12 protein-coding genes and 1 pseudogene are annotated in these 11,561 nt (G+C 47.6%); 2 read left to right on the top strand and 11 right to left on the bottom strand.

Annotated features, from left to right (window positions below; genetic code table 11):
• Together AUK29_06055 and AUK29_06050 are read right to left on the bottom strand one after the other, a co-directional pair.
• A pseudogene (locus AUK29_06055) lies at positions 1–255 on the bottom strand (hypothetical protein).
• Between the two features lie 34 nt (positions 256–289).
• Positions 290–811, bottom strand: a complete 522-nt coding sequence (locus AUK29_06050; GenBank protein OIP63814.1) for a hypothetical protein — start codon at positions 809–811, stop codon at positions 290–292.
• A gap of 570 nt (positions 812–1,381) precedes the next feature.
• Between AUK29_06050 and AUK29_06045 the strand changes: the two genes are divergently transcribed.
• On the top strand, positions 1,382–1,669 hold the full coding sequence (locus AUK29_06045) for a hypothetical protein (GenBank protein OIP63813.1): 288 nt from the start codon (positions 1,382–1,384) through the stop codon (positions 1,667–1,669).
• Positions 1,670–1,717: 48 nt separating this feature from the next.
• Here the strand turns inward: AUK29_06045 and AUK29_06040 are convergent, their stop codons facing one another.
• The 7 genes from AUK29_06040 to AUK29_06010 all read right to left on the bottom strand — a co-directional run bounded on the left by AUK29_06040 (position 1,718) and on the right by AUK29_06010 (position 9,468).
• A complete protein-coding gene (locus AUK29_06040) occupies positions 1,718–2,467 on the bottom strand; it encodes a hypothetical protein (GenBank protein ID OIP63812.1) in 750 nt (249 codons plus the stop codon).
• Positions 2,468–2,485: 18 nt separating this feature from the next.
• On the bottom strand, positions 2,486–3,172 hold the full coding sequence (locus tag AUK29_06035; GenBank protein ID OIP63811.1) for a hypothetical protein: 687 nt from the start codon (positions 3,170–3,172) through the stop codon (positions 2,486–2,488).
• A gap of 22 nt (positions 3,173–3,194) precedes the next feature.
• Positions 3,195–4,262 (bottom strand): hypothetical protein, encoded by a 1,068-nt coding sequence (locus AUK29_06030; GenBank protein OIP63810.1) that lies wholly within the window; start codon positions 4,260–4,262, stop codon positions 3,195–3,197.
• Positions 4,263–4,277: 15 nt separating this feature from the next.
• Positions 4,278–4,664, bottom strand: a complete 387-nt coding sequence (locus AUK29_06025) for a hypothetical protein (GenBank protein OIP63809.1) — start codon at positions 4,662–4,664, stop codon at positions 4,278–4,280.
• Positions 4,654–5,142, bottom strand: coding sequence for a hypothetical protein (locus AUK29_06020; protein OIP63808.1), 489 nt, complete (start codon positions 5,140–5,142; stop codon positions 4,654–4,656). Before AUK29_06020 ends, AUK29_06025 begins: the two co-directional genes overlap by 11 nt.
• On the bottom strand, positions 5,142–8,378 hold the full coding sequence (locus AUK29_06015) for a hypothetical protein (protein ID OIP63807.1): 3,237 nt from the start codon (positions 8,376–8,378) through the stop codon (positions 5,142–5,144). Before AUK29_06015 ends, AUK29_06020 begins: the two co-directional genes overlap by 1 nt.
• Before the next feature lie 751 nt (positions 8,379–9,129).
• Entirely contained in the window at positions 9,130–9,468 is a 339-nt protein-coding gene (locus tag AUK29_06010; protein ID OIP63806.1) for a hypothetical protein, read from the bottom strand.
• A gap of 410 nt (positions 9,469–9,878) precedes the next feature.
• Between AUK29_06010 and AUK29_06005 the strand changes: the two genes are divergently transcribed.
• Positions 9,879–10,283: a hypothetical protein gene (locus AUK29_06005; GenBank protein OIP63805.1), complete on the top strand. Its 405-nt coding sequence runs from the start codon at positions 9,879–9,881 to the stop codon at positions 10,281–10,283.
• Here the strand turns inward: AUK29_06005 and AUK29_06000 are convergent.
• Both AUK29_06000 and AUK29_05995 read right to left on the bottom strand, forming a co-directional pair.
• Complete coding sequence (locus AUK29_06000; GenBank protein OIP63804.1) at positions 10,274–10,468, bottom strand: hypothetical protein; 195 nt, start codon at positions 10,466–10,468, stop codon at positions 10,274–10,276. The two genes, AUK29_06005 and AUK29_06000, sit on opposite strands and share 10 nt — an antisense overlap.
• 59 nt (positions 10,469–10,527) lie before the next feature.
• On the bottom strand, positions 10,528–11,553 hold the full coding sequence (locus AUK29_05995; GenBank protein OIP63803.1) for a hypothetical protein: 1,026 nt from the start codon (positions 11,551–11,553) through the stop codon (positions 10,528–10,530).
• Between the last annotated feature and the right edge of the window lie 8 nt (positions 11,554–11,561).

The following is an 11,561-nucleotide window of genomic DNA, read 5'->3' as shown; positions in this document are numbered from 1 at the left end:
TGTATCAAGAATTCCGTTTTTGTCCATATCCCCGTAAGGGACACTATCCGAGAAGTTATTGCTCAATGTAGTAAAGAGGTTCCCTATTCCTGAAACACCCACCTCCTTGGCCTCTTCAAGGAGGTCCGTGCCGATATTGTTGGCAATGGTCATGTCGCGGCTGAAGGAATTGGCATGGATCATCTGTGTCTGAAAGCCTGCCAGCCCAAGCAGGCCGATGGAGAGCACCACCAGGGTGATGAGAAGTTCGACCAATGTAAATCCGTGTGCCTGGGATGAATTTGTCCTACTACTTTTTCTCAATCCGTATCCCCCCGGCGTCGTTAGTCACAATATCATATCCTTTGACCGAAACATCATCATGCATCACTGAGACTGTTTGAGTGTTTGCCGTCCCTTTATTAGTAAACGTCATATCAATAGTTGACCCATTCTGCATGATTTTTGTGCCGAAAAAATCAGAATTGGACGACAGATCCAGTACGGCCGTGCCATTAGGGTACTTGCCATGAGGGTAGGTGCCATCAGGGTAGGGAATCTCCAGCTTGCCTCTTTCAGAATAGATCCCTTTCGAGTCATTTCCCCCGGCTGGGGTAAAATCGGCAGTAATGCTCGTATTCTCCTTGATAGCCGTGAGCCTTGCCTGCTGAAGCATGGTATAGATCTCTCTGGCCACGGCCTTGGTCCTCATTTCCTGTGTGTATCCATCAAGCGACGGTCCGGCAAAGGCCATGACAAGCGCAATCATGCAAACAACCATGATCAGTTCGATGATTGTGAAACCTGCCTGATTAGAAGGTCTTATCATCATAGTGTAATAAATCTATTTATGATATTCGATTCGTATTGTATAAATCGTCAAATAATATAAATTATTATTTGACACCAGGTGATGATTTTATTGTTAAATACGGCTGGAATATACCAGAAAAATTTCAGGATGGCAAGTTAAAAAAAAATCAAAAAAAGGATGGCCTGGACCTGGTTGGATATTTTATGCGTTTATTAACCACCTTGTTAAGCAGTCATTATAGAAAAAAGCCCTTGACGAATTGTATATTATAGTCATATACTACCATCATGACATCCTTTGTGACATCCTTTGATATTTTGACAAAATGCACTGGATTTGAATGGGACAGTCATAACGCAGATAAGATTTGGCTTAAGCATCACGTTTCTCTGTCAAACTGCGAACAGATATTTTTCAATCTCCCGTTGATTGTTGCTGACGATGTTAAACATTCAGAGCAGGAAAACCGTTTCTTTGCCCTTGGTCAAACTGATGCGGAAAGATTTTTATTTGTGGTTTTCACGGTTCGAAATAATAAAATCCGGGTAATATCAGCAAGGGATATGAATCGAAAAGAAAGGAGAGTGCATCAAGCTCATGAAGAAGAAAATACCTAAGTTTAAAAATGAAGATGTGGAAAGAGCGTTTTGGGCAACTCATGACTCAACCGAGTTTATTGATTGGAAAAAGGCAAAGAGAACTTTGCTGCCAAATTTGAAACCGTCGGTCAAGACAATCTCTCTTCGCCTTCCCGAAGCAATGCTTGAAGAACTAAAGCTGCTGGCAAATAAAAAAGATGTACCTTATCAATCGCTGGTAAAGATTTTTTTGGCGGAACGCATTGAAGAAGAACTTGATGCATACTCTAAGGCATAACAATTTACTCGTGCGGATGGCAAATAGCCACCGCACAGTTCAGCGTTATCACATATTTTTTTCTACAGGTTTTTCTTCCATGATGTTGATGTTCATCTCATATTCGGATCTGCCGCCTTGCCCGTCATCCACCAGGACCGACACCTTGGTCGAACCGTTGAACTCTTTCGGAACGTCCCATAGGATCAGTCCTGAGGTCGGTGATATCCACATGGACTCAGGGGCTGATTTCAGGGAATAGGTCAAGGAATCTTTATCCGGATCACTCGCTTTGACCTGGTACGTATAGGTCTTTCCATCAAATTCAAAATTATTATCCTCAACAATCATGGGCGGCATGTTCACAATCTCCCGGTCCAGGACCACAGAAGGCCCATTTTCTTTGCCGTCAAAGGGTGTAATCTTCACGGAAATCTTATCACCTCTCCGAACGGGAACGTCCAGAGCGCTCCCCTCGCCTGCCGACTCCCCGTTGACCCTCCATTCATAGAGCAGGGTCACCGGGTCTCCATCCGCATCGGCGCCGGCCGCCTCAATCCTTAGTGCATCGCCCGGATGAAAGACCTCGGGCATAAAATAAACACTCTTGATTTTTGGAGGTGTATTTTTTGTCTGATCCGCATTCGTATCGGCTTCTCTGCCATGGTCAGTTAAATCAGTCGTTGAGTCTTCCTTTTTCTTTGCAACGTCATCTTTTCCAACACCCAGGCGTTCCTGATGGTTCAGTTTAAAAGACCTCTCCGATGAGCACGAAAACAAAAAAGTCAGAATCATAAAAAGATAGAGTATTTTTGACAAGGTTATCTCCTTTGTTGACTAATATTTATAAAGCATGGATATCCTGCACTTCTCAGCAGTACCTGTCTGCGCTTGAGCAATAACTTCGATGGTGTAAATTAAAGGGACCGGCACAGTTTGGATTTCATTAATGGAGTTGACCACGCCGGTACTCTGCTCCACATTGGGATCGCTGCCTGTATTCCCTTGCACCGTATCCACAATTTTTGAGTAGATGCTGTAGGTCGGACTGCTTCCAAGATCAAAGGACATATCATAGGTTGCGCTGTCGGCCGGATCAATGATCAGGGAATCGTTACAGGTTGCACTCCAATCACTCGTGCCGTTTTTAAGTTTAGCGTCCAGACAGGACATAGGAGTTCCGTACTGGTCCAGGAGCCCGCTCATGAGCGTATCTGCAGGAAGGGAGAAGGAAGCAAGGGATGCCGATACGTTGGGAGCGTCCTGAGCATCAACCATCTGGCGCGCAACTTGAGCCCCTGCCTCCGCGGCCTCGCAGGCGGAAGCAAACCTTTTGTGACCGCCTGAAATCTGTGCGCTCGAGGTCACCATCAGCATAAGCGCCGACATAAAGGCAAGAGAAATCGCAGCCAGGATCAGAACCATCACCAGAACGATCCCCTGTTCTGAATGCACGGTTGTGCCCCGCCGTATGACGGTAATTCTCAATTTTAGGAGTCCTCTTTTAAGACTTTTTTCTTTCATGATCACCTCAAGGATTTTATGATTATTTCGTCAGATAGTCTTTTCTGACCACAAGGGTGTAAACCCTCCATCGGTAATTAACTCCATTCGTAATGGTCGTTAAGTCAAAGTCCCTCCCCAATCCGAACTCTCCAACGGTGATGGAACTGTTCGACATGGTGTATTTCATGTCCAACGCCCCTTCGTGGGCGAGGACATAGAGTCTGACTTCCTTCAACTGATCTCGGATGAGTTGAGCGGTCAACGCGGAGATGTCGTTCATGTATAAATCTACAACGCCATCATTGGTGCCATCGCTATCCAAACCATAGACCACCTGCATATCGGCGGCGCAGTCGATCAGGGGCAGCTCATTTAAAGTGCCGTCCGCTTGACTCACCTCGGCCTTGACCAGCACACCTGTGCCTGGAGCACATTTGGAAGGCACAACAGTCGTTGAGGCATAGGGGACACTCCCGTCCGAGATATAATAATCCGCACGGTTAAACGGCATTTGTATGCTACTGGGGTTTATTCCGTAGACGATATAGGTTAGAGACCCCGTAGGCGCAAAACCGGAAACTGCATTATATTGCGTGGAAAAGCTCCCCCCATTCGTCACCAACGCATGGTTAAAAGGATCGTAGACAACCACATAGTCGGCGCCCGAAAAATCCTCTGAAGCGGCCCCCCATACTCTGGTTGTCCCGCCGGCCCCCAGCCGAGTCCATTTTTGGGCCACGTTATTGCTGGCCACACCGATCCCTTTGACTACGATATAATCCGACCCATTGAACAGTGATGGATTATCGTTGTCACTTACGATTGACCTCGGGGCAACGGCGGAGGAATCATTATAACTCGGGTTAGTGCATTCGGGATAGAAAGTGCCGACCGGTGTCCAAGGGAGCCCGTCTCCGGCCAGTTCGATATCTCTCTTCAGTATCTCAAATCCGATCATCCCTTCCATATTGGATTCTGATATGCTGGACTGCTGCTTGAATTGGCCCAGAAGGCCCAGAAAGACATTCGAGGCGGCAGCGATGGCTAAAATAAATACGGTCATAGCGACCATTAACTCGATCAGGCTGAATCCGGCTTCGCGCTTCATGATTTGATTACCTCACTATGCTGCTGGGTTTCTCACAATCGAGGCCACGGAATGGGAATAAACCTGGCCTTTCCACGTCCATGATACGGTAATCGTCACTTCCTTATTATTCGCGTCGAGAATACTGACTGCCGGTGTAACCGTAAAAGGGAAAGGAGGCATATTCCTGAAGTTTTTATTGATGTTTACCGTGGTCGTGAACGAATCCAAAGCGGCAAAACTCATGTCTCTGGCAGTCAGCATCTGTGAATTGGCGATACTGATCGCCTCCTCCCTCAGGTTGTCCCTCATATTCGAATCTATGGAAACCAATGCGCCCTGCATCAGCCCGATGAATATCACCAGAAGGACCACCAGGGAAATCATGATCTCGATCAGGCTGAAACCCTTGTTATTTGACATTACACGTCCCTCCATTCATCTGCCCCATCTTGATCCTCGTCTGCGTCAATTCAATACAGTCATAATCCGGCGGAGTGCTTGAAGCCCTTGAGATATCAAACTGTACGGTTCCCGGCGTGGTCACGATTCCCGTGACATTCATCACAATCGTCCCAGCCCCGGCCGAAACCGGATCGTCAAACAGCTTCGGGACGGCAAACAGGGGAGTATCCGCAGGGGCGGGATCCTGCACGCCGTCCTGGTCCGTATCTTCCCAGATCTGGTAACTGCCGGCGCCCACCACGGCAAAATAGATCCGATTCCGCTGCATGGCCCGGGCCCTTGCAGTCATCAAGTCAGCGTGCAGCTCTTTGACCTGACCTTCAATCCTGTTTGCGGCGATGCTCCCTTGAAACGAAGTTCCCAGAACGAGGGAGAGGATACCGATAATAGTAACTGTCACAATCAGTTCTATGAGAGTAAACCCTTTGCCGTTCATTATTTCTTCCTTTTGTGAATAAGCAACTTGGTGGGGTCCGCTCCGGACTGAAGCGCCGCTCCCTGCCCATCGGGGGTTTGACCGTCCGTTCCGACAGACTTGGGCCCTGGGATATCATCGATATTGACTTCCTGTATGGCCCCTGTGGAGACCTGGAATGTCAACTTACCATCACAGTTAGGGCGGCCTCCCGTTTTATAATCAAGCACCCAAATAAAGGATTCCCCTCCAATGGAACATTGTTCATTATAGGGTCTGAAGGTCGTAAAGAATGTGCACCCGGTCTTGGAGGTGAAGGGATCGGAAACCATCCTTTCGGAAAAATAGTTTTTCGTGACGTCCACGGCAGGATCGCCTTCGGGATAGGTACCGGACCCTTGGCCATCCAAAGCCCATTTCCAGCCGGTGCTGGGTTCCGCCCATCCACCAGCGCTGAAGCCTGTCACGGTTCGAAGATCAAAAGTGTTAAAATCCACCGTAGTTGTACATAGCCCTAACTTATCATACCCCGAGTTCGGCACATAGCAGGGGTCTTTGAAACCGAAAATATATCTCTGGCCGTCCGGATCGTCGTTTTCGGTATCGAGAGAGAAATAATATCGTCCCGTACCTGAGAAGAGCCAGAGTCTATCCTGTTTTTTATCCCGCAGACGGGTGATCCCCGCTGTGACCGGCCCGATGCCGTCCATGACCTTGCTCCAGACCCAGTTGCCCGGATTGGCATCTTCCTTGGTAACCAGCCTGCCTATCCCTCCGTTGTTCCAGAAATAATTACTACCTACCCTGTTTCTCGTCACGTAGCCGATATAGAGAACTTCGTCCTGGTAGTTGTCGTCCACATCATTGTTGGAATTGATCAGGGTGCCTGCAAAGGCATTCGTCAGTCCGGTATCGATCGTTGTCAACAGGGCGCCTGTCTTCAAATCAAGGATAAAGAGCTTGAGGTTCTGGTCGGACCGCCCCATAAATTGGTAACCTGTAGAGCTGATGGGTCCGGTGGGACCGGAGCCCAGTACCACAAACCAACTGCCGTTTGTGTCTTTGGCCCCTATCCGGATAACGGCAGGTCCTGTGGTCGCATAACCAAGGTCCGGATTGGTAAATTCCCAGAGAAGCTGAGGATTGTTCTCATCCGACACATCCAGGGCGTAGTAGGATGAATAGCCCACGCCGTTGATGGGTGTCTTCACGCAATCCGTGCAGGCTGAACCGGCGTTACTGCTGGCGCCGCCCAGCCTCATGCCGCCGATCAGGATGGTTTTCCAACTGTTTACGTCCCTTACAGCACTCGCACTTCCATTGATACTGGCGTCAAAAACCGTGGGGGTGAGATCTACCGTATACAGATGACAGTAGTCCTGCTCTTTTTGGTATCTGAGATAAGGCAGGGCATTCTTGGGGATAAAGGCCCATCGTTCCTCGCCCAACCCTGTCATCTCCCCCGAACTGTCCAGCGACGCCGCTTCATAGTTCCCCTTTCCGGCCCATTTGAGCCTCAAGGTCCCGAGTCTAAAGGCGTGAAGCATCCCGTCGTTCCCGCCCACATAGACCGTGTCCCGGTCCTTATAAGCCTGGGTTGTGATAAAATGGTTCGGGTCTGCCGTATCGCTCTGAGACGGATCCTGACAATATGCAAGTGGATCATCACAAGGCCCGTATGTGGTATCCCCATAATCTCGATCATACCGGTTCAACCGATACCATGAGACAATCTTAGGAGTCGAGTTAATGATATCCCCGAGCTTCCACGTATTCGAAACGCCGTCCATCGAAACCGTCCTTGACCGGAAATCATCCGTCCCGTCAACGTTGCGGTCCATACCAATGAAGTCCTCGCCGTGGATATACCGGATGAGATACTCAGCGTCATCGGTTCTATTTAAGTCACTGTTTTCATCCTGAACATCGAGAAGGGCGCTCAGTGACCCGGCATTGGCTACTGAGAAGTCGAACAAACTGCTTCCGTCGGTTGTGGTGTAGATCGTCCTTGGCTCCGCGGTAAGATCCCGCTGCCACAAGATCTTGCCGGCTTCCCATAAATTCTTCAGATCCTCAAAAAGAATTGTCGAATTGAGCGCCCCAATGTTTCCATCCTGATCGCTGTCGTATTTTTTGGCCTTGACCATTTGATCAGTGGTATCGAAGTAAATACTCACGATATTATCGTCAGGAAGGCTGAGGATATTGTCTTTAACCGTATCTTCTCTGACACTGCTGTTTGTGTACAGCGGGTCCACATAATACCAAAGGTCCTGAACCACACCGGCCCACCCGATAATATCGTTTCCGATCCTCTTTCTCGGATAAAATACCGCCTGGATAAGATTGGCCCCGCTACCCTCACCGGAGGCAAGAACCGAGGCTGCCGTGCCCGAAGCGGCCCTCTTGAGTATGCTTGAAAAAGCATCCCGAATGGATTTTTCGAGTTCCTGGCCGTCTACGGCCTCATAGAAGTTGTCGGGTTCGCCGTCGCCGTTGTTGTCCCATTCGGACTGAAGATCCGGGACGTCATTCCCATTAAAATCTTCAAACCCGCCATTAATCGCTGCATATCGAAGCAGTGTGGACCCCTTGCCGAAGGCAAATACTGAATAAAGCGTTAAGACCTGTTTGCCGGTTATATCCTTGGTTGCCGCTGTCCTGAGATCGTTGGTATGAACATACAATGCCACATCTTCCATGCCGGAGACATATCCGCCCTGCCAGCCTCCATTGCATGTCGGAAAGGTGGATGCCGCAAAGCTTCCCACAGCCGGACAATAACCACCCCTGCCGGGATTGCCGGGATTTAAGTCATAACAATCATAGTTGGATCTGCCGTTGGCATAACTTTTTAAAGTTGCCGGCAGATAACCGTCCGCACACGGCTCTCCGTCGGTGATATACAGCACAAAACTCTTGGCACAGCTTGGGTAGCTGGGCTGACCGCCTGTGCCATAATTGTAAGGATCCGCTGTGTTGTTGATCGTATAATCCGCGCTGCTGTAGCGAGGCCCGGGGCCGCTTTCCATGCTTGCCGTCTGGGCAAAATAACCGGCTACCGTCCATAACGTTTCAGCTAAGGGCGTGTTGGTGCTCGGCCTGGTGAGATTGATCTGGTTTACCGTACTTGAAAGACTTCCACCAGAGACGTTGACCTGAACAAAACCGCCCTGCGGCCTGGGGGCATTCGTCTTATAAAATGAAAGCCCCAGTCGTGCCCTGGTACCGACGACACTCTGGACAACACCTTCCACGGGAGATGGCACCCTGACTGTTACATTCCAGGTTCCTTCATTACCAGTGCCATCACTCCCTCCAGTGTCGTTCCTGATGGAGAATGAAGATGTACCAGATCCACCGCCACCGCAGCCGGCACTTGCAGAATAAACATAGAGTTTCCGAGTTCCACTGTAAGGCGTGTAGAGATCTGCATTTGTTATCTTTTTGTATTTTCCTCTGCTGTCGCAATCCGCTACTTCCCCATTGAGTCTGTCGAAGCCTGAGCCTTCGCCCGTGGTTGTCTTCCCCCCAGTCATGACTTTTCTTATAATATCTATCCTTCTCATGGTCAGCCAGTTAAGAAAATTGCCATCCCATTCTGAGGAGAGCTTTGCCCTCTCGCCTGTAAGCCCGCTTCCTGTTTTTGGAGCAGTTGGGATAAACCTGTTACTCTGGTAATCGTACCAGTAGTCAGGGTTGAAATAGCCGTAATATTGGTAGGCAGGATAGGCGCCGGGTGTTGAAAATTCTGTACAGGGGCTGCCTGAACTGTAACACGGATTGTCATCTGCCGTTGTGGTTGTAGTAAAGCCGTCGGAATAGGCAAAATTAAACATACTTCCGGAATTATCCAGAACAATCATGACGTTGGGAGAAATATTCTGAACTACGTAAGGAGGAACAAGACAGTAGTCCTCCATGACGGCATCCGAGTTTTCAAAAGAACAAAATATTAAAGATAAGGACAAAAAAATAAATAAAATGCATCGTTTCATATTCAACTCCTTATTCCACCATATCTTCATGAATAATTATGGATGTGATTTTTTTGTCATGAAAAAAGATCTCCACTTTTTTCCCCCGCCGGAGCGCATCATACGATAGTGCCTCCCCTGAGCTTTTGAGGAGAGGAACCCCGATCACTTCATAATTATTGTTTCGAACTTTTATGGAATGCTCCGTCACATTTTCTATGATTCCTTCAACAACAGTGACTTTTTCCGCATACCCCAGGGAGATGGTAAAAACACTTAAAAGAGAAATGATAAAAATAATAAAGGCGATGCGGTATCCTGCACGATGAAAATTTGTCTCACGGCTTGAAATTTTTTTATCTTTAAACATATATCCTCTCCTCCATTGGATAAAACTTTCCATAGATCTATGGGACAATAGAGCAATAAACATGCCAAAAAGACATGCGAAGCATTTCTGTCTAAGTCATTGCTTTTTCTTGGTTTACATGGATGGCTTAAAAATGAACAAAAGAAAAACTATGTAACGCGTTACATAGTTGGGTAACAGATTACATAATCATTATTTAATAAAGGGGATGTCGGGCGTGAAAAAGTTTATGATGAGAAAGTGCGCTTATAACACATGGCAACAGCAACAAAACATTGACGTATATTTTCAGAACGGGTTATAATTATTATAGAATCCGATAAAACCTCTTCTATTCTGTGAGTTTGACATATAGATGGATCCACTTTGATATGATGAAATTTTTCACTTTGCCCTTCACCGGATACTCCATGTATCCCTGTCTCAAACCCGGGGACCGATTGATTGTCAGGAAGGTCCCGCCCGCTTGCCTTGAAGTTGGAGATATGATTGCGGTCCGGAACACTTATGGCCGCTTAATGGTGCATCGATTGATCAAACGGATCGGCCTGAAATGCGGAATGACTAAGGGAGACGCGCTCCTTGCACCGGACCCTGAACGGGTTGATCTTTCAAAGGCTGCCGGCAAGGTGGAACTCATCGTGAGAAGGAGACGGCTGATTTCGGTGGCCTCCGGCCCCCGATCAAGGTTCAAAAGGCTTTATGCCGCCCTTAGCCGCATGGGCCTGACGCCTGGCGCACTGGAATTTAAAGCCAAGAATGTATTAAAGCGGATCTTACCATTTCAGAAGAGGGTCGAGCCGAATCAGGAGTGAAGTTTTATCCTCTCGATCTTGAAGGGCCATAAAAAAAATTTATCATACCGGGTTTCCCATGGAACACGATGTCCCTGGCCCGGGAGTAGACCCAGCAAGACAACTTGACGCGCGATTCCCGGCACGACAGCTTGCGGCAAAAGTGCCGCCGGTTTGGCACTTGGATATCCCCATAGCTTGTTCATAGATCCCTCCTATTTCTTTAACCTTCGGAGGCTCATAATCTTTTTTGTTGTTTGGCTGATCAGTCATTACAATTTTCCTCCATTTGAAATAGGTGATTCCATATATCACTTTTCTTGGCAAATTGCAATCGGTAAGCCGGAAGGGTCTCTAAGATATCCTTGACCAGATAAAAACCCATCCGTGCAGTCTCTTGATCCAAGTATTTGTAAAAATGAATCAGATGCAGAAGGATCGTACTCATCAGTTCATTTTTTTTTATGGGTCTGATCAGATTTTCCGTACTTTGCTCTATCAGAAAGAGCTTCTTGATCTCTCCTTTCACGGATTCCACAGATCTCTCTTTTATCTTATATTGCCTGAAGGGTGAATGATAGGCATAAACTCGACCCTCTTCTTTCTTGATAATCGTCCCATCATCCGAGAAACAAACATCAGGCCTGCATAGGCGGCTCACAGTAGATTTCCCGGCGCCTGAAAGTCCAAGAAACAGAACGGCCTGATCTTCTTTCCGGACCGCTGCGCCGTGAAGCAATAATCCTCCATGATGGATTAATCGATGTGAAAGGAGGAACATCATTCCGTTCATCATCCCCATATCTTCCGAGGACCGATTCTTGATGAGAACGTTTAACCATGGGATTTGCCGGGTTCTTTCTCGAATAAAAAAATAGGCGTTTCTTGATTGGATATCAATAAAATAGAGATCAGACCCGATCCTCAAATAGATCAGGGTTTGGGGTTCATCCATACAGGAACGTATATCCTTCATCGAATTTTTTTCCGGATCAAGGGTTTGCAAAATATCAAGCGAACTTTCCGCGGCTTCCTCCACGGGTCCATTCCCTGGATACCGTTGATGAATGTTTAGAAAAAATTCTCTGAATCTCTCCAGTTCGGATGGCTTCCAAATAAAATGCCGGCCGTCAGAATATGGGATCACCTGTACATGACAGCCCGTTTTTTTCGAATGGGTTATATAATCGCCGTAGTTTTTTCCCAATGCATGGTTCCACCGATGATTCCATTTTTCAAAATAGAGATGAAAGACTTCGCCTCCTATCTCCACATCCATCTGTTTTTCCATGGTGTTCG

The sequence above is a fragment of the Nitrospirae bacterium CG2_30_53_67 genome, assembly GCA_001873285.1.
Taxonomy (GTDB): domain Bacteria; phylum CG2-30-53-67; class CG2-30-53-67; order CG2-30-53-67; family CG2-30-53-67; genus CG2-30-53-67.
This window is presented reverse-complemented; position numbering and strand designations above follow the sequence as displayed.